The following is a 17,200-nucleotide window of genomic DNA, read 5'->3' on the forward strand; positions in this document are numbered from 1 at the left end:
CGTGTCCGCGCTCCCCCGCAGCCTCGTGGCGGCGCTGGCCGCGGTGGCCGGCACGCTGCTGCTCGGCGCCGCGCCCGCGCCGGCGGCCGATCCGGTGCCCGGCGTCGACTCCGCGGCCGTGCCCGCGGCCGCCCGCGACTGGCTGCCGCTGATCGCCGACCTCACCGCCACCGGGTGCCCCGAGCTGCCGCCGGTCTGGGTCGTGGCGCAGGTGCAGGTGGAGTCGGGCTGGGACGCCGCCCGCGTCGACGAGGCCCCGGGCGGGCCCGCCGGGCTCTACGGGTTCGGCCAGGAGGCCTGGGGCGCGGCGGGCGGCCCGGCGTGGTCGAGCGACCCGCCGACGGCCGCCGACGACGTCACCGACGTCGAGGCCCACCTGCGCGTGGCCGTGCCGTGGATCTGCACGAACCTGCGCGCGGTCACCCGGCACCTCGCCGACACCGGCAAGAGCGCCGACCCGCTCGACGCGATGCTCGTCTGCCACCTGGCCGGGTGCGGGCGGGTCGCGGGCAGCGCCACGGGCGTGCCGGAGGCCGGGGAGGCGGGGTGCGGGCGGCGCTGCGCCGAGGTGGTCCGCCGCTACGTCGACGCGGTCCGCGCGGAGGTCGACCGGTTCTCCGACGACCCGGCCGGGCCGGCCCCGAGCGACCGGACGACCGACGACCGGGCGACGGACGACCGGCCGCCGGACGACCGAACGCCGGACGACCGAACGCCGGACGACCCGGCGACGGACCCGGGCGGCGCTGCGGCCGATGCCGCCGCCCCCGCGCCGTGGACCGGCGGCGCCACCGGCTGCGAGCAGACCGACCCGACCGGCGACGGCTGCCTCACCGGCGCCGCGCTGCACGGGCTGGAGGCGGCGTCGGCCGCGTTCGGCGGCTGGTCCGACGGCCCGGTGATCCGCAGTGCGGGCTGCTGGGACGCCCACGCCTGGAACCCGCGCAGCGACCACCCCCGCGGCCGGGCGTGCGACCTGTTCCCCGGCACGCCCGGCGCCTTCGCCGAGGGCGCCGAACTGGAGGCGGGGTGGCGGGTCGCCGACTGGTTCCGCGCGCACGCCGGGCCGCTCGCCGTCCGCTACCTCATCTGGCAGGGCCGCTACTGGGACCCGTCCGTCGAGGACGACGGCGGCTGGGGCCGCCGGTACAGCGGCGGCGGGGTCTACGACACGCGTGACGCCACCGGCGGCCACTTCGACCACGTCCACGTCAGCTTCCGGGAGTGAGCGCCGTGACCCCGTCCCGCCTCCCGCTGCTCGCCGCGGCGGCCGCCGCCCTCGTGACGGTCGGGGCGCTGCTGCTCACCGGGGCCGGCGCCGTCGCACCCAGCGGTGAGCCGCCGCCGGGCCCCGTCGTCGACCGGGAGGACCGCGCCGCGCTCGACGCCGCCCCCGTGCTCCGGGGCGCCGACGCCCCGCCGCCCGACCCCGGCGTCACCCTCACCGATCCTGTTGCCGCGGCCCGCGCCTACCTCCGCGCCGCGCACAGCACCGTGCCCGCCGACGCGGGCGGCACGCACCTGCGCGCCGCGCCGTACGCGGTGCCCGGGTCGGCCGCGGCCGTGGTCGGCGTGCTCGTGCTCGACCCGCCGCCGCCCGGCACCGCGCGCACGGCGTCGGTCCGCCGCCTCGACCTCGTCGCCGTCGACCGCGGCGACCGGCGCCGCGGCTACCTCGCCGTCGTCGAGACCCGCGACTCCCCCGGCGGCGCCACCGCCGTGCTGCGCACCGGCGTCGTGGTCGCCCGGCAGCCCGACGGGCGCTGGCTGGTGGCCGCCGAGACCCCCGACGACCCCGACCTCGCGGTCGGGGAGGACTGAGGAGACCCCGTGGACCTGGACGAGATCGAGGACCTGATCCGGCGCTACCTCTCGGCCGGCATCGCGGTCGTGCTCATCCTGGTCGCCCCCGGCGGGGGCGGCGGGACGGCCCCGCCCGCCGACCCGGCCGTCGTCACGGTCACCCCGTCGGGCGCCGCGCCGGGCACGCTCGCGCCGCTGCCCACCGACGAGGACGCGGAGACGGCACCCCGCACGACGCCGTCCCGGACGCCGGCACCCACGACGGCCGACCGCAGCCCGGCACCCCGCACCACCGCGCCGAGCACCACCGCGCCGAGCACCACCACTCGCACCACCACCTCCCGCACCACCACCCCGGCCCCGCGCGCCACGCCCACGGACGAGGAGACGGCGGACGAGGACACGCCGGACGAGGAGACGCCGGACGAGGACGCGCCGGGCGAGGACCGCGCCGGCGCCACCGCCGGCTCGGCCACCGCCGGCTCGGCCACCCCCGACGGCACGACCGCCGACACCGCCATAGACCCCCTGGGCTGGGGCACCCCCTCCCGCGAGGACGACTTCACCGCCGGCCTCGCCCAGTGGGACCTCTACGAGGGCACCGGCCACGCCGGGCGGGGCGTCCGCTCCCCGATGAACGCCACCGTGCAGGACGGCATTCTCACCCTCACCGGCGACGCCGCGGGCACCACCGCCGGGATGTGCTGGGGGCGGGGACAGCGGTACGGCCGCTGGGAGGGCCGGATCCGCGCCCCGCAGTCCGACCCCTCCTACGACGCCGTGCTCCTGCTCTGGCCCGACGACGACGCCCCGGGCGGCGGCGAGATCGACATCGCCGAGATGCAGGACCCCGCGCGGCGCACGACCGGCTTCCACCTCCACCACGGCGCCGACGACGCCCAGGTCGAGGGGCGGGTGGAGGTCGACGCGACGGAGTGGCACGCCTGGGCGGTGGAGTGGACGCCGCGGGAGATCACCGCCTACGTCGACGGGCGCCCGTGGTTCCGCACCACCGACGCGGAGACGTTCCCGCCCGGGCCGATGCACCTGTGCGTGCAGCTCGACTGGTTCCCGTCCGGCGACGCGCCGGTGCGCGAGTCGACGATGCAGGTCGACCGGGTGCGCGAGTGGGAGCACGCCCCCGACGCGGGGGCCGGCGACGAGCCGCGGTAGCCGGCACACGGATCGGGGCCCTGGCCAACCGGCCAGGGCCCCGATACCGTCCCGAACTGACGCGCCGCTCCCACCACGAAGCGACGTGCATGAGGTTAGCCTAACCTCTCCTCGTGGCGCAAGAGGGTTCTGGGGCCGCCCGCCCTCAGCACCAGGACCAGCGTCACGACCAGCACGGACACCACCATGACGATCCCGCCCAGCACCAGCGGCGACCGTCCGCCCCAGCTCTCGGCGAGCAGCCCGAGCAGCGGCGCCCCCACCGGGGTGCCACCCAGGAACAGCAGGATGTAGAGCCCCATCACGCGCCCGCGCATCGCCGGCTCCACCGCCAGCTGCACGGCCGAGTTGGCCGCGGTCGTGAACGTCAGCGCCGCGAACCCCAGCGGCACCATGACGATCCCGGTCAGCAGGAAGGTCGGCATCAGCCCGGCCAGGACGACGAGCACGCCGAACACCAGCGCCGACCCGGCGACCAGCCGCAGCCGGGGCCGGCGCACCCGCCGCGCCGCGAGCACCGCGCCCGCCACCGAACCCACCGCCAGCAGCGACGTGAGCAGCCCGTAGGCGTCGGCGCCGAGCCCGAACACGCTGCGCGCCAGCAGCGCGAGCGTCATGTAGAAGTTGATGCCGAACGTCGACACCAGGAACACCAGCGCCAGCACGGCGACCAGGTCGGGGCGGCCGCGCACGTAGCGCAGGCCTGCGCGCAGCTGGCCGGGCGCGCGCGGCACCGGCGTCACGCGGTGCAGGCGGGCCGGGTCCATCAGCGCCAGGCCGGTGATCACCGCGGCGAAGCTCGCGGAGTTGATGAGGAACACCCAGCCGGTGCCGGTCACGGCGATGAGCAGGCCCGCCACCGACGGGCCGACGATCCGCGCGAGGTTGAACGTGAGCGAGTTCAGCGCGACGGCGTTGCCCAGCTGCGCGTCGCCGACGAGCTCGGGCACGAACGACTGGCGCACCGGCACGTCGAGGGCGGAGAAGCAGCCGAGCAGCAGGCACAGCAGGTAGACGTGCCACAGCGCCACCACCCCGGTGACGACGGCCGTGCCGAGCACCAGCGCGCACAGCCCCATCGCGGCCTGCAGCGCGATCAGCGCGCGGCGCTTGTCGACGCGGTCGGCGAGCACACCGCCCCACAGCGAGAGCACGAGCGTGGGGCCGAACTGCAGGGCGGCGGCGAGGCCGAGCGCGGTGGCGCTGCCGCCGGAGAGGTCGAGGACCAGCCAGTCCTGCGCGACGCGCTGCATCCACGTGCCGGCCAGCGAGACGATCTGGCCGGAGGCGTAGAGGCGGTAGTTGCGGATCCGCAGCGACGAGAAGGTGGACGCCCGCCCCGGCGCGGGGGTCATGGTGGCGGTCACTTCTCTTAGCTTACAACAACTACCCCGCGAGCAGCGCGCGGAGCGGGCCGACGGCGAAGTAGGCGACGAACGCCACCGACACGACCCACATCAGCGGGTGCACCGTGCGGGCGCGGCCGGTCGCGGCGGCCAGCAGCACCCAGCTGACGAAACCGGCGCCGATGCCGTTGGCGATCGAGTAGGTGAACGGCATGACGACGACCGTCAGGAACACCGGCAGCGCCACCCGGAACTCGGTCAGGTCGACCTCGGTGATCTGCCGCATGATCAGCGCCCCGACGACGACGAGCGCGGGCGCGGCCGCCTCGATCGGCACCACCGAGTACAGCGGGGTGAAGAACATCGCGAGCAGGAACAGCACGCCGGTGACGACGTTCGCGAGCCCGGTCCGCGCGCCCTCCGCGATCCCTGACGCCGACTCCACGAACACCGTGTTCGACGAGCTCGACGCCGCCCCGCCGAGCACCGCCCCCGTGCCCTCGACGACCAGCGCGCGCCCGACGCCGGGCAGCTGACCGTCCGGCCCGATCATCCCGGCCTGCCGGCCCAGCGCCGTCATCGTGCCCATCGCGTCGAAGAAGTTGGCGAGCACGAGGGTGAACACCAGCAGCACGACGGTCACCGGGTCGAGCCGGGTGAACGCCCCGAACGACACCGCGCCGACGAGCGAGAGGTCGGGCACGCCGAGCACGCTGTCGGGCAGCGCGGGCACCGACAGCGCCCAGCCCTGCGGGTTCGTCCCCATCGACGGCCCCACCCGCACGATCGCCTCGACGACCACCGCGATCACCGTCGTGATCGCGACGCCCAGCAGGATCCCGGCCCGCACGCCGCGCGCCACCAGCACCGAGGTGACGAGCAGGCCGACGACGAACACCGCCGTCGGCCACGACGCGATCGAGCCGCCGATGCCCAGCCCGACCGGCACCGTCGTGCCCGCAGCGTCGGCGATGCGCCGGACGAACCCGGCGTCGACGAGCCCGATGAACGCGATGAACAGCCCGATGCCGACGGCGATCGCGACCTTCAGCTCCGGGGGCACCGCGGAGAACACCGCGGTGCGGAAGCCGGTGACCGCGAGCAGCACGATCACCAGCCCGTTGACGACGACGAGCCCCATCGCCTCCGGCCACGTCACCAGCGGGGCGATCGTGACCGCGACGAGCGTGTTGATGCCGAGCCCGGTGGCGATCGCGAACGGGTAGTTCGCGATCAGCCCGAACAGCACGGTCATCACGCCCGCGACCAGTGCGGTGACGGCGGCGACCTGCGGCAGCCCGAGCACGGCCCCCGTCACGTCGGCCTTCGCGCCGGGGCCGTCGGCGGTGACGCTGCCCAGGATCAGCGGGTTGAGCACGATGATGTAGCTCATCGTCACGAACGTGACGACGCCGCCGCGCACCTCGCGGGGCAGGGTGGAACCGCGTTCGGCGACGCGGAAGTAGCGCTCGATCACGGCGACACCGTAGATCCGGGGCGGTCACTACGCTGCGCCTGTGGTCGATCCCCCGCCCCTGCCGCGCCGGCTGTCCGACATGGCCACCGTCGTCGGGCTCGGGTCGGCGCTGTGGGCGCTGGGGGCGCTGGGCCTGCTCGTCACGGGCCGGGCGCCGGGTCTGCCGTTCGCGACCTGCGTGGCCGGGGCGCTGCTCGGCGGGGTCGGCTGGGGCATCTTCCGGTGGCAGCGGGCGGCGGCGCGGCGCGGCTCCCGGGGGGCTCAGCAGGGTCTGGACGACTGATCTAGCTTCTGCGCATGACCTCGTCACCCGTCGCCGTCGTCACCGGCGCCAGTTCCGGCATCGGTGCCGCCACCGCCCGCGCGCTGGCCGCCGCCGGCTTCCACGTCGTGCTCGGCGCCCGCCGCGTCGACCGCTGCGCCGAGATCGCGAGGGAGATCGACGGCACCGCGGTGCGCCTGGACGTCACCGACGCCGAGTCGGTCTCCGCGTTCGCCGCGGCGGTGCCGGAGTGCCGCCTGCTGGTGAACAACGCCGGCGGCGCCAAGGGGCTCGAGCCCGTCGCCGAGGCCGACGAGGAGGACTGGCGGTGGATGTTCGAGACCAACGTGATCGGCACCCTGCGCGTCACGCAGGCGCTGCTGCCGGCCCTGCTCGCCTCCGGTGACGGGCACATCGTCACCGTCACCTCGGTCGCGGCGCTGGAGGCCTACGACAACGGCGCGGGGTACACGGGCGCGAAGCACGCGCAGGCCATGCTCCACCGGACGCTGCGCGGCGAACTGCTCGGGCAGCCGGTGCGGCTCACCGAGATCGCGCCCGGCATGGTCGAGACCGACTTCTCGCTGGTGCGGTTCGAGGGCGACCGGGAGAAGGCCGACGACGTCTACCGGGGCATCACGCCGCTCACGGCGGAGGACGTGGCGGACGTGATCGCGTTCGCCGCCACCCGCCCGAGCCACGTCAACCTCGACCAGATCGTGCTCAAGCCGCGCGCCCAGGCGTCCGCGATGCGGGCGCACCGGGAGGGCTAGCGGAGACCGCCTGCTCAGGCGGTCTCCTCGCTGGTGCGGTTCTCGTCGGCCGCGTCGCCCGGGGCGTTGCCCTCGGTCGCCTCGGCCACCCGCTCCTCGGAGTCGGCGAGGATCGACGCGGCCTCGGCCTCGCGGTCCTCGCCGCCGGTCTCCGCCGCCCGCTCCTCGGGGAGCGGCTCGGCGCGGGTGTGCGCCTGCTCGGACAGGTCCTCGGGAACGGTCATGCGCTGCCGGTACCCGCCGGGCCGGACCGTCGAAACCCCGCCGGCTACAGCGCCGAGAGCCCGCGCCACTGGTCGTAGGACAGGGTCCAGTCCCAGATGTCGCCGTCGCGCGAGGCGAGCGGGACGTCGGTGCCGGTGACCTCGACCGGGTCGCCGTACAGCGCCGTGTCGTAGTAGGCCTGCGCGTCGGCCGTGGAGAGGTTGACGCACCCGTGGGTGACGTTCGACGAGCCCTGCGCCGACGCCGACGCCGGGTTGGCGTGGATGAACTCCCCGTTGTTGCTGATCCGCACCGCCCACTTCTCGACGAGGTCGTAGCCGTAGCGCTCGCTCACCATCCGCTTGTCGGTGAACCGCTCGGAGACGACGTGGATGCCCGAGCGGGTGGTGCGGTCGGGGTCGCCGGACAGGCCGTAGCTCGCGGGGTAGTCGGCCACCTGCACGCCGTCGCGGATCACCAGCATGCGGTGGCTGTTCACGTCGGCCCGGACGATCTGCGCGCGCCCGATCCCGAAGGTGCTGGTGACGTCGGCGCGGCCGTAGGCGCCGTCGCCGTACGGGACGCCGTACAGGTCGGCCGTGACCGTGACGCGCGTGCCGGCCGGCCAGTACTCCGCGGGCCGCCAGTGCACGCGCGAGCCGCCGTTCTCGTCGGGCAGCCAGCCCCACGAGCCCTCCACCGGCACCGAGGTCTCGACCGAGAGCGCCCGCTCGACGGCCGCGCGGTCCTCGACGTGGGCGTCGAACTGGATCTCGATCGGGGCGGCGACGCCGACGGTGCGGTCGTCGCCGATGTTGAGCACGCCGCGCACGACGTCGGCCGGGGCCGCGGTGGTGAACGAGCCCGCGACGGGCAGCGGCGCGCCGTCGGCACCGGTCGCCGTGCCGGCCCAGGTGTAGGTGGTGTCGTAGGCGAGGTCGGCCGTGGTGCTCCACGAGCGGCCGTCGTCGGCCACCGCGCCCGCGACGGCCGTGCCGTCGGGACCGGTGAGGGTGACGCCGTCGAGGGTGCCGTCGGGGACCGCGACGGTGGCGGGCTCCGCCGGGCTGACGTCCACGGCCCCCGCCACGGGCTGGAGCAGCACCGACGCCACCGGCAGGGACGACGGGGACGGGGCGTCCGGGCCGGCGGCCGTGGCCACCGTGGCGAGGCTCGCCACGCCCAGCACGCCCACCAGCAGTACCGCCACCACGAGCAGGATGCGCCGCATGCGTCCCCACCTCCCCCGAGTCAGGACGTGCGGGGCCCGTTCGAGTTGCCCCGCGGGCGCGACGTTACAGCCGGCAACCGACCAGGACGGGCTCCGGCACGAGGTCGACCCCGAAGGTGGCACGCACGGCGTCGCGCACCTCACGCGCGAGCACGAGGAGGTCCTCGGCGCTGCCGCCGCCGCGGTGGGTCAGCGCCAGCACGTGCTTGCCCGACAGCGCGACGCGACCGCCCGGCCCGGCGTGCCCGCGCGCGAACCCGGCGTGCTGGATCAGCCAGGCGGCGGGCAGCTTGACCCGCTCGCCGGCGGGCCAGCGCGGCGCGCCCTCGGGCGCCCGCTCCGGGTCGACGATCGGGTTGGTGAAGAACGAGCCCGCGCTCCACGTGTCGCGGTCCTCGGCGTCGAGCACCATGCCCTTGCCGCGGCGCAGCGCGAGCACCGCGTCGCGGGCCGCGGCCGCGGGCACCCGCTCCCCCGGCTCGACGCCGAGCGCCGCCGCGAGCTCGGGGTACCGGATCGGCGCGCTGGCTCCGTCGCCGGGGAGCCCGAACCGCACCCGCAGCACCACGGCGTCGTCGCGGCCCTTCAGCGTGCTGGTGCGGTAGCCCAGGCCGAGGTCGGCGGCGGGGACGTGCTCGCGGACGGCGTCGGCGCGCCGGTCGTAGAGGTCGACGTCGACGAGCAGGTCCGCGATCTCCACGCCGTACGCGCCGACGTTCTGCACCGGCGTGGCCCCGGTGCGCCCGGGGATGCCGGACAGGCACTCCAGCCCGCCCAGCCCCTCGGCGACGGTGGCCGCGACGACGCCGTCCCAGTCCTCCCCCGCCTCCACGGTGAGCAGGACCGTGCCGTCGGGGCGGTGCTCGGTGCGCATCCCGGTGGTCGCGACGTGCACGACGGCGCCGGGCCACCCGGCGTCGTCGACGACGACGTTGGAGCCGCCGCCGAGCACGAGCAGCGGCTCGCCCGCGGCGTCGGCGGCGCGGACGGCGGCGACGACCGCCTCGGCGGTGGTGGCCTCGACGAGCCGACGGGCCGGGCCGCCCAGGCGCAGCGTCGTGAGCGACGCCAGTTCGGTGGTGGACACGGGGCCCAACGGTAGCCTCCGTGCATGCCACGTCAGATCGACTACCGGTCGTCGTCACCGCACGGCGCCGACGACGTCGCCGCGGTGATGCTCGACGAGGAGTACCTGCGCGCCCGCCTGGTGCAGCTCGGCGGCCCGGGGGCGAAGGTCCTGGCGCACGAGGCGCACGACGGCGGCGGGCGGTACACGATCCGCCACGGCGTCGACGAGGCCGCGCTGCCCTCGATCGTCACCTCGCTCGTCAGCGGCAACCTCGTCATCCAGCGCACCGAGTCGCTGCGCCGCGAGGCGCCCGGCCGCTACCGGGGCGACGTCGACGTGCTGATCCCCGGCACGCCCGCGTCGGCCGCCGGCACGCTCGAGCTGCGCGACACCGGCTCGGGCAGCGAGCTGCTGGTGCGCGCCGACGTCACCGTCAAGGTGCCGTTCCTCGGCGGGAAGATCGAGGGCGTGATCGCCGACCAGGTGCAGCAGCTGCTGGCCGCGGAGACGGCGTTCACGCTCGAGTGGCTCGACGGGAAGCACCGCTGACGGTGGAGCCGAGCACGGAGCACCGCTACGTCATCACGCTGAGCTGCCCCGACACCACGGGCATCGTCGCCCGGATCTCCACGTTCCTGGCCGACGCCGGCGGGTGGATCGTCGAGGCGGGCTACCACTCCGACCCGAGCACCGGCTGGTTCTTCACCCGCCAGGTCGTGCGCGCCGACTCCCTGCCCTTCGACGCCGCCGAGCTGCGCGAGCGCTTCGCCGGGGTGGCGGCCGAGATCGGCCCGCAGGCGCAGTGGACGGTCACCGACACGGCCGAGCCCAAGCGAGCCGTGGTGCTGGTCAGCAGGGAGACGCACTGCCTGCACGACCTGCTCGGCCGCGCGTCGAGCGGCGAGCTGCCCGTGCGCCTGGAGGCCGTCGTGGGCAACCACGAGGTCCTCGGCGACATCGTGCGCGCGCACGGCGTGCCGTTCCACCACGTGCCGTTCCCGGTGGCGGGCGACCCGCGCCGCGAGGCGGGCAAGGTCGAGTCGTTCGAGCGGGTGCGGCAGATCGTCGACGCCCACGAGCCCGACGCCGTCGTGCTGGCGCGGTTCATGCAGGTCCTGCCCGCGCACCTGTGCGAGCGGTGGGCCGGGCGCGCGCTCAACATCCACCACAGCTTCCTGCCCTCGTTCGTCGGCGCGAAGCCCTACCACCAGGCCTACGCGCGGGGCGTCAAGCTGATCGGGGCCACCTGCCACTACGTCACGGCCGACCTCGACGCTGGCCCGATCGTGGAGCAGGACGTCATCCGGGTCGACCACGGCGACACCGCGGCCGACATGGTGCGTCGCGGCCGCGACATCGAGCGCCTCGTGCTCTCCCGCGGGCTGCGCTGGCACCTGGAGGACCGGGTGCTGGTGCACGGCAACAAGACCGTGGTGTTCCGCTAGCAGCGCCGCTCAGGACGGCGCGTACGCCGCCCACTGCGGCATCTCGGCGTCGTGCAGCGACGCCTCGAGGCGGTCGAGGTACCAGCGCCAGCCGGCGGCGATGTCGGCCCCGTCCATGCCCTCGAGCACCGCCTGGGTGAACACCAGCACCGCGCCCTCGCCGGCCGGCTCGATGTCGACGGCCACCCGCCAGGAGCGGGTCGCGTCCTCCGGGATGTCGACGACGAGCCGGCGCGGGGCGTCGCACTCGTGGATCGTGACCGTGACCGGCTGCGCCACCTCGCCGCCCGCGTCGACCTCGCCGGTGACGGTGAACTCGACGGTGCCGCCGACCCGCCCGCGCCCGGTGTAGGTGCCGAACCAGCGGCCCAGGCGCTCGGAGTCGGTCACGGCCGACCACACGTCGTCGACGGGGTCCGGGAACTCCTTGCGCAGGACGATCTCACGCGGTGCGCTCATCGGCGTCTCCTCCTCCTGCGGCGCGGCGCTGCCGCCGGCCGCGGTGCATCTCGGTGTCCAAGGCGTCCAGGCGCCCGGCGGGGCCCGCCGCGGCGCGCAGCGGGCGGAACCCGTCGAGCCAGCGGTCCAGCTCGGCGAGCGGGGCGCGGTCGAGCACGTACACGCGGTGCTGGCCCGCCACCCGCGAGGTGACGAGGCCGGCCTCCCGCAGCACGCGCAGGTGCCGGCTGACGGCCGGCCGCGAGACCGGGAACCGCTCCGCGATCGCGCCCGCCGTGCTCTCCCCCGCGCCCAGGAGCTCGACGATCTGCCGGCGGACCGGGTCGGCGAGCGCGGCGAGGACGAGCACGGGATATGTGTAACACATCAGTTACGCATCGGGCAACGGAGAGGCCCGCCCCCGGGAGCGGGGACGGGCCTCTCGTGCGTGCGGTGATCAGGCCGCCGCGATCAGGCCGCCGCGATCAGGCCGCCGCGGTCACCTCGGCCGGCTCCAGGGCCAGCTCCAGGACCTCGGCGACGTCGGCCACCGGGTGGATCCGCAGCTCACCGCGGATGCCCTCGGGCAGGTCGTCCAGGTCGGGCTCGTTGCGCTTGGGGATGATCACGTCGGTCAGTCCGGCCCGGTGCGCGGCCAGCAGCTTCTGCTTGACCCCGCCGATCGGGAGGACCTTGCCCTGCAGCGTGACCTCACCGGTCATGCCCACCGACGCCTTCACCGGCCGCCCGCTCGCGAGCGAGGCCAGCGCCGTCGTCATCGTGACGCCCGCGCTCGGGCCGTCCTTGGGGACCGCGCCCGCCGGCACGTGGACGTGCAGCTTGCGCGACGCCAGGTCACCGGCCAGGCCCTTGGACCGCAGGTAGCTCAGCGCGATCGACACCGACTCCTTCATGACGTCACCGAGCTGTCCGGTGAGCGTCAGGCCGGGGTCGCCGTCCATGGCCGTGGCCTCGATGAACAGGACGTCGCCACCGGCGCCGGTGACGGCCAGCCCCGTCGCGACGCCGGGCACCGAGGTGCGCTCCGCCGACTCGGGGGTGAACTTCGGCCGTCCGAGGAACGTGACGAGCGCGTCGGCGTCGATGTGCACCGGCCGCTCGACCGACTCGCCGGGCGCAGCGTCAGCGGAGCCCGCATCGGACCGGTCCAGCCGCACGGCCACCTTGCGCAGCGCCTTGGCGAGGCCCCGCTCCAGCTGCCGCACGCCCGCCTCGCGGGTGTACTCCGCGGCGATCATCGACAGCGCGACGTCGGTGAACTCGACGTCGGAGGCGTCCAGGCCGGCCTTCTCGATCTGCCGGGGCAGCAGGTGGTCGCGCGCGATGGCGACCTTCTCCGCCTCGGTGTAGCCGTCCAGCGTCACGACCTCCATGCGGTCGAGCAGCGGGCCGGGGATCGTGTCGAAGCCGTTGGCGGTGGCCAGGAACAGCACGTCGGACAGGTCGAGGTCGACCTCGAGGTAGTGGTCCCGGAACGTGTGGTTCTGCGCCGGGTCGAGCACCTCGAGCAGCGCGGCCGTCGGGTCGCCCCGGAAGTCGCTGCCGACCTTGTCGATCTCGTCGAGCAGCACGACGGGGTTCATCGTGCCGGCCTCGCGGATCGCGCGGACGATCCGGCCGGGCAGCGCGCCGACGTAGGTGCGGCGGTGTCCCCGGATCTCGGCCTCGTCGCGGACGCCGCCCAGCGCCACGCGGACGAACTTGCGGCCGAGCGCGTGCGCGACCGACTCGCCGAGCGAGGTCTTGCCGACGCCGGGCGGGCCGACGAGCGAGAGCACCGCGCCGGAGCCGCGGCCGCCGACCTTCTCCATGCCCTTGCGGTCACGACGCGCGCGCACGGCCAGGAACTCGATCAGCCGCTCCTTGACGTCGTCGAGGCCGGCGTGGTCGGCGTCCAGGATGGCCCGGGCCGCCTTCAGGTCCGTGTTGTCGGTCGTGGACTCCGTCCACGGGATGTCGAGGACGGTGTCGAGCCACGTGCGGATCCAGCCCGACTCCGGGCTCTGGTCCGACGCGCGCTCCAGCTTGCCGACCTCGGTCAGCGCGGCGGTGCGGACGTGCTCGGGCAGGTCGGCGGCCTCCACGCGGGCGCGGTAGTCGTCCGAGCCGTCCGGCTCGCCCTCGCCGAGCTCCTTGCGGATCGCGGCCAGCTGCTGGCGCAGCAGGAACTCGCGCTGGGTCTTCTCCATGCCCTCGCGGACGTCGTGCGAGATCTTCTCGGAGACCTCCTGCTCGGCGACGTGCGCGCGCGTCCACTCGACGAGCAGCTCGAGCCGCTTGACCACGTCGGTCTCGGCGAGCAGCTGGGCCTTGTGCTCCAGGTCGAGGTAGGAGGCCCACCCCGCGGTGTCGGCGAGCTGGCCGGGGTCGGTGATCTGCTGCACCGAGTCGATCACCTGCCAGGCGCCCCGCTGCTGCAGGATGCCGACGACCAGCGCCTTGTACTCCTTCGCCAGCTCCGTCGCGTGCCCGGTGACGGGCCCGTCCTCGACGGGGGTGGCCTCCACCCAGAGGGCGGCGCCGGGGCCGGTCACGCCGGACCCGATCTGCGCGCGGCCCTCGCCGCGCACCACGGCCGCGCGCTCCCCGCTGGGGAGCCTGCCGACCTGCTCGAGGACGGCGATCGTGCCCACGGCGGCGTACCTGCCGTCGAGGCGGGGGACGACCAGGACCTTGCGGTCGACGCTCTGCGCTGCGTCGACCGCCGCCTGGACCTCGGAGTCATCGAGTCGAACGGGAACCACCATGCCGGGCAGCACCACCGAGTCGGCGAGCGGAAGCACCGGCAGCTTCAGCGTCTCTGTCATGCCCGGTCCAACAGTTACAGCGTTGAACATGTTCCAGCGTTCAAGGAAGTACGCTGTGGGCGAACTCAGGAACCTTGAGCGGACCCGGCTCTACCTGCCGAGACCCTCGACGACCTCGACGCCGGGCAGGCGGGCGGCCAGCTCCCCGGGCAGGGCGAGCTTGGAGTGCCGCACCCCCGACCCGATGACGACGGCGGGCGCGGCCGCCACCGCCGCGTCGACGAGCACGGGCCAGTCGGCGGGCAGCCCGACCGGGGTGATGCCGCCGTACTCCATGCCGGTGATCGCCACGGCGTCGTCCATCGGGGCGAAGGAGGCCTTGCGGGCGTCGAGGCGGCGGCGGACCAGCCCGTTGACGTCGGCGCGGGTGGTGGCCAGCACCAGGCAGGCGGCGTAGCGGACGGCCTCCCCGCGCCGCCCGGCCACGACGACGCAGTTGGCGGAGCCGTCGAGCGGCGAGCCGTAGGCCGCGCAGAACTCCGCCGTGTCGGCGAGCGTCGGGTCGATCTCCGCGACGCCGACGAGGGCGGCGTCGGCGGGGTCGAGCTCCTTGAGCGCGCGGGCGACCGGCTCGGCGAGCAGGTCGGGGCGGTCGAGCGCCGGCACCGCGTGGAGGGTGCCGAGGACGGGCCAGGTCACCAGTGCGGTCCGCCGCCCTGCACGCCGACGATGGCCGGACGGACGTCGACGATGTAGACCAGCGACGCCACCAGCGCGGCCAGCCAGAACAGCGACCCGCTGCTGCCGAGCCCGCCGTAGAAGACGACGAGGATCAGGACGCTGGCGCCCGTGATGCCGAGCCACGCGGGCTTGGTGAGCTTGTCGGCCGCGGTGAACGCGTCGGCCCGCTGCATCAGCGCGTGCACGAAGGCGAAGCCGCCGACGGGGATCGCGAGCAGCCCGATGCCCCACAGGATGTAGTTATCCAGGACATCGAGGAACTCGTACACGCCCGCCAATGTACCCGGACGACGGGGACAGCACAGCGCCCCCGGGGCGCGGGAGGCTCCGGGGGCGCTGGGCGGACGTGCTGCGGATCAGCTGGAGGCCGAGCCGTTGGTGCTGCGGCGGGTGGCCGGCTTGGTGGTGGCCTTGGGGGTGGTGGTCTTCGGCGCCGTGCGGTTGGCGGCCTTGCGGGTCGTCGAACGCGTGGCGGCGGCGACCTCGTCACCGGTCTCGTGGATCGCGGCGGCGGCGTCGTCACCGGCGTCGCTGACCGCGTCGGAGGCGTCCTTCGCGGCGTCGGCGACGGTCTCCGCGGTCTCGGCGGCGAACTCCTGCGTGGCGCGGGCGGCCTTCTCACCGGTGGAGCGCGTCTGGCGGGTGACGGTCGACAGCGCCTTCTCGGCGACGTCGTGCGCGTCGTCCACCAGCACGTCGACGCGGGCGTCGAGCTTGTCGGTGTAGGTCTCGATCGTCGAGATCGCGTTCTTCACCTGCGGCTGCTTGCGGATGCGGCCCCAGGTCTTCTCGCCGCGCTCGGCGAAGCCGGTGTAGCGCTCCTCGGCGTCGGCGCGGAGCTCGGCGACGAGGCGGCGCAGGCCCTCGGGCGAGAGGCGCTGGGGCAGCTCGGCGGCGCGGTTGGCCGCCTCCTCGGCGCGGGTCCGGGCGTCGACGACGGCCTTGGTGACGGTCGTGTAGGCGTAGTCGCCGGCACCGAGAACGGCCAGCAGCGGGGTGCGAGCGACCTCGGCGCGCTGGGACACGTTCTGCGCGGCCTGGGCGCGGGCCTTGCGGACGTCGGTGGAAGTGGGCAGCTGGACAGCCATGATGGTCACTCCTTGTCTGTGGGTCGGGGGTCGACGGCGGCGTCGTTCTCCCGGCGGAACGTGGCGTAGATGTCGAGGAGCACCTGCTTCTGGCGCTCCGTCAGGGTCGGATCGGCGAGCACGGCGTCGGTGACGACGCTCGCCGGGCGTTCGTCGAGGATCCCGGCTCTCACGTAGAGCGCCTCCGCGGAGATGCGGAGACCCTTCGCGATCTGCTGGAGGATCTCGGCCGACGGCTTGCGCAGGCCCCGCTCGATCTGGCTGAGGTAGGGGTTGCTGACTCCGGCCGTCCGCGCGAGCTGTCGGAGCGAGACATCGGCCAGCTCGCGCTGACTGCGGATGTACGACCCGATCCCCTCGACGGTCTGACCGACGGCGTGACCGGCGTGCTCGACCGCGTGGCCGACCTGCTCGACGACCTGGCCCACCCGCTCGGCGGACCGGTCCTGCTTGTCGTCTCTGCTCATCCCGTTCACCTCCGTCCCTGTCGAGAGCGACGCTACCCGCCAGTGCTAGCTGTTGCAAGCACAGTGCTTGCGCAGGTGGCGTGGCCCTCACCACACCGGCGACGGCACGCGCGTACGTTCCCCGCGTGCCCGCTGCGCTGACCGGCCAGGCCCCCGCACTGGGCGCCGTCGCCGTCGGGGGCGCGCTCGGGGCGCTCGCCCGCTGGGGCGCGGGGCTGGCCGTGACGGCCGGGCCGGGGGCGTTCCCGCTCGCCACGTTCGCCGTCAACACCGCCGGGTGCCTGCTCATCGGCGCGCTGCTGGTGGTGCTCACCGAGGTCGTGACGGCGCACCCGCTGGCCCGCCCGTTCCTCGCCACCGGCGTGCTCGGCGGGTTCACGACGTTCTCCACCTACGCCGTCGACGTCCACGCCCTGCTGGGCGCCGGGCGGCCCGGCGTCGCCGCGGCGTACCTGGTCGGCACGCTGCTCGCGGCGCTGGCCGCCACCTGGCTCGGCGCCCGCCTCGCCCGCGCGGCCGCGGGGGTGCCGCGGTGACCGCGCTGCTCGTCGTCCTCGGTGCGGCGGTCGGGGCGCCCCTGCGCTACGCCGTCGACCGCGTGCTGCAGGCCCGGCACGGGGCGCCGTGGGGCACGTTCGCCGTCAACGTCGCCGGGTCGCTCGTGCTCGGCGCGGTGGTCGGGGCCGCGGCGTCGGCGGAGGTGCTGGCGCTGGTCGGCACCGGGTTCTGCGGCGCGCTCACCACCTACTCGACGTTCGGCTGGGAGACGCTGGCGCTGGGCCGCGACGGGCGGCGGGCCGCGGCGGTGCTCTACGCCGTCGGCTCGGTGGTGGCCGGGCTGGTCGCGGCCGGGCTCGGCCTGGCGCTGGGCGCGGGGCTCGCCGGCTGAGCCCGCGCCGCTGAGCCCGCGCCGCT

The 17,200-nt window shown here is 75.1% G+C and carries 21 protein-coding genes; 9 read left to right on the forward strand and 12 right to left on the reverse strand.

What is annotated here, in order from left to right; translation table 11 throughout:
* The first annotated feature begins 1 nt into the window (after nucleotide 1).
* The 3 genes from HOP40_RS04850 to HOP40_RS04860 are packed head-to-tail and all read left to right on the forward strand — an operon-like array spanning nucleotide 2 to nucleotide 2,976.
* Nucleotides 2-1,228, forward strand: a complete 1,227-nt coding sequence (locus HOP40_RS04850) for a VldE C-terminal domain-containing protein (RefSeq protein WP_172155060.1) — start codon at nucleotides 2-4, stop codon at nucleotides 1,226-1,228.
* 5 nt (nucleotides 1,229-1,233) lie between these two features.
* Complete coding sequence (locus HOP40_RS04855; protein ID WP_172155061.1) at nucleotides 1,234-1,821, forward strand: hypothetical protein; 588 nt, start codon at nucleotides 1,234-1,236, stop codon at nucleotides 1,819-1,821.
* A 9-nt stretch (nucleotides 1,822-1,830) separates the two neighbouring features.
* Nucleotides 1,831-2,976 (forward strand): glycoside hydrolase family 16 protein, encoded by a 1,146-nt coding sequence (locus HOP40_RS04860; protein WP_172155063.1) that lies wholly within the window; start codon nucleotides 1,831-1,833, stop codon nucleotides 2,974-2,976.
* Between the two features lie 95 nt (nucleotides 2,977-3,071).
* Here HOP40_RS04860 and HOP40_RS04865 read toward each other — a convergent pair whose 3' ends face one another.
* Nucleotides 3,072-4,331, reverse strand: coding sequence for an MFS transporter (locus tag HOP40_RS04865; RefSeq protein ID WP_172167859.1), 1,260 nt, complete (start codon nucleotides 4,329-4,331; stop codon nucleotides 3,072-3,074).
* A gap of 31 nt (nucleotides 4,332-4,362) precedes the next feature.
* Complete coding sequence (locus HOP40_RS04870; RefSeq protein WP_172155065.1) at nucleotides 4,363-5,799, reverse strand: NCS2 family permease; 1,437 nt, start codon at nucleotides 5,797-5,799, stop codon at nucleotides 4,363-4,365.
* A 40-nt stretch (nucleotides 5,800-5,839) separates the two neighbouring features.
* Here HOP40_RS04870 and HOP40_RS04875 point away from each other — a divergent pair, with 40 nt between their 5' ends.
* Both HOP40_RS04875 and HOP40_RS04880 read left to right on the forward strand, forming a co-directional pair.
* Nucleotides 5,840-6,082 carry a DUF2530 domain-containing protein gene (locus HOP40_RS04875; RefSeq protein ID WP_172155067.1) on the forward strand — a complete coding sequence of 81 codons (243 nt, stop codon included), beginning with the start codon at nucleotides 5,840-5,842 and terminating at the stop codon, nucleotides 6,080-6,082.
* 14 nt (nucleotides 6,083-6,096) lie between these two features.
* Nucleotides 6,097-6,834 (forward strand): SDR family NAD(P)-dependent oxidoreductase, encoded by a 738-nt coding sequence (locus HOP40_RS04880; protein WP_172155069.1) that lies wholly within the window; start codon nucleotides 6,097-6,099, stop codon nucleotides 6,832-6,834.
* Between the two features lie 14 nt (nucleotides 6,835-6,848).
* Here HOP40_RS04880 and HOP40_RS04885 read toward each other — a convergent pair whose 3' ends face one another.
* The 3 genes from HOP40_RS04885 to HOP40_RS04895 all read right to left on the reverse strand — a co-directional run bounded on the left by HOP40_RS04885 (nucleotide 6,849) and on the right by HOP40_RS04895 (nucleotide 9,365).
* On the reverse strand, nucleotides 6,849-7,058 hold the full coding sequence (locus HOP40_RS04885; protein WP_172155071.1) for a hypothetical protein: 210 nt from the start codon (nucleotides 7,056-7,058) through the stop codon (nucleotides 6,849-6,851).
* 44 nt (nucleotides 7,059-7,102) lie between these two features.
* The gene (locus HOP40_RS04890) at nucleotides 7,103-8,269 is read right to left on the reverse strand and encodes a L,D-transpeptidase (protein WP_172155073.1); all 1,167 of its coding nucleotides are present in this window, start codon (nucleotides 8,267-8,269) and stop codon (nucleotides 7,103-7,105) included.
* Between the two features lie 64 nt (nucleotides 8,270-8,333).
* Nucleotides 8,334-9,365, reverse strand: a complete 1,032-nt coding sequence (locus tag HOP40_RS04895; protein ID WP_172155075.1) for a UDP-N-acetylmuramate dehydrogenase — start codon at nucleotides 9,363-9,365, stop codon at nucleotides 8,334-8,336.
* A 15-nt stretch (nucleotides 9,366-9,380) separates the two neighbouring features.
* Between HOP40_RS04895 and HOP40_RS04900 the strand changes: the two genes are divergently transcribed.
* Together HOP40_RS04900 and purU are read left to right on the forward strand one after the other, a co-directional pair.
* Complete coding sequence (locus HOP40_RS04900) at nucleotides 9,381-9,887, forward strand: DUF2505 domain-containing protein (protein ID WP_172155077.1); 507 nt, start codon at nucleotides 9,381-9,383, stop codon at nucleotides 9,885-9,887.
* Nucleotides 9,888-9,889: 2 nt separating this feature from the next.
* Nucleotides 9,890-10,783 (forward strand): formyltetrahydrofolate deformylase, encoded by an 894-nt coding sequence (gene purU, locus HOP40_RS04905; RefSeq protein ID WP_420821787.1) that lies wholly within the window; start codon nucleotides 9,890-9,892, stop codon nucleotides 10,781-10,783.
* Nucleotides 10,784-10,792: 9 nt separating this feature from the next.
* Here purU and HOP40_RS04910 read toward each other — a convergent pair whose 3' ends face one another.
* From HOP40_RS04910 to HOP40_RS04940, 7 genes are all read right to left on the reverse strand, one after another.
* Nucleotides 10,793-11,242: an SRPBCC domain-containing protein gene (locus HOP40_RS04910; RefSeq protein WP_172155079.1), complete on the reverse strand. Its 450-nt coding sequence runs from the start codon at nucleotides 11,240-11,242 to the stop codon at nucleotides 10,793-10,795.
* A complete protein-coding gene (locus HOP40_RS04915; RefSeq protein ID WP_240157513.1) occupies nucleotides 11,226-11,591 on the reverse strand; it encodes an ArsR/SmtB family transcription factor in 366 nt (121 codons plus the stop codon). Before HOP40_RS04915 ends, HOP40_RS04910 begins: the two co-directional genes overlap by 17 nt.
* Nucleotides 11,592-11,706: 115 nt before the next feature.
* Entirely contained in the window at nucleotides 11,707-14,049 is a 2,343-nt protein-coding gene (gene lon / locus HOP40_RS04920) for an endopeptidase La (protein ID WP_172155083.1), read from the reverse strand.
* A 90-nt stretch (nucleotides 14,050-14,139) separates the two neighbouring features.
* Nucleotides 14,140-14,688 (reverse strand): YbaK/EbsC family protein, encoded by a 549-nt coding sequence (locus HOP40_RS04925; protein ID WP_420821788.1) that lies wholly within the window; start codon nucleotides 14,686-14,688, stop codon nucleotides 14,140-14,142.
* Nucleotides 14,685-14,999 (reverse strand): DUF2516 family protein, encoded by a 315-nt coding sequence (locus HOP40_RS04930; protein ID WP_240157514.1) that lies wholly within the window; start codon nucleotides 14,997-14,999, stop codon nucleotides 14,685-14,687. Before HOP40_RS04930 ends, HOP40_RS04925 begins: the two co-directional genes overlap by 4 nt.
* An 87-nt stretch (nucleotides 15,000-15,086) precedes the next feature.
* Entirely contained in the window at nucleotides 15,087-15,818 is a 732-nt protein-coding gene (locus HOP40_RS04935; RefSeq protein ID WP_172155085.1) for a hypothetical protein, read from the reverse strand.
* Between the two features lie 5 nt (nucleotides 15,819-15,823).
* Entirely contained in the window at nucleotides 15,824-16,285 is a 462-nt protein-coding gene (locus HOP40_RS04940) for a helix-turn-helix domain-containing protein (RefSeq protein ID WP_172155087.1), read from the reverse strand.
* A gap of 125 nt (nucleotides 16,286-16,410) precedes the next feature.
* On the opposite strand from HOP40_RS04940, the gene crcB (HOP40_RS04945) reads away from it, so the two are divergent.
* Both crcB (HOP40_RS04945) and crcB (HOP40_RS04950) read left to right on the forward strand, forming a co-directional pair.
* Nucleotides 16,411-16,821 (forward strand): fluoride efflux transporter CrcB, encoded by a 411-nt coding sequence (gene crcB, locus HOP40_RS04945; protein ID WP_240157515.1) that lies wholly within the window; start codon nucleotides 16,411-16,413, stop codon nucleotides 16,819-16,821.
* Nucleotides 16,818-17,174: a fluoride efflux transporter CrcB gene (gene crcB, locus HOP40_RS04950; RefSeq protein WP_172155091.1), complete on the forward strand. Its 357-nt coding sequence runs from the start codon at nucleotides 16,818-16,820 to the stop codon at nucleotides 17,172-17,174. The genes crcB (HOP40_RS04945) and crcB (HOP40_RS04950) overlap by 4 nt, the downstream gene beginning before the upstream one ends.
* Nucleotides 17,175-17,200: the final 26 nt, after the last annotated feature.

This window comes from Pseudonocardia broussonetiae (assembly GCF_013155125.1).
GTDB lineage: Bacteria > Actinomycetota > Actinomycetes > Mycobacteriales > Pseudonocardiaceae > Pseudonocardia > Pseudonocardia broussonetiae.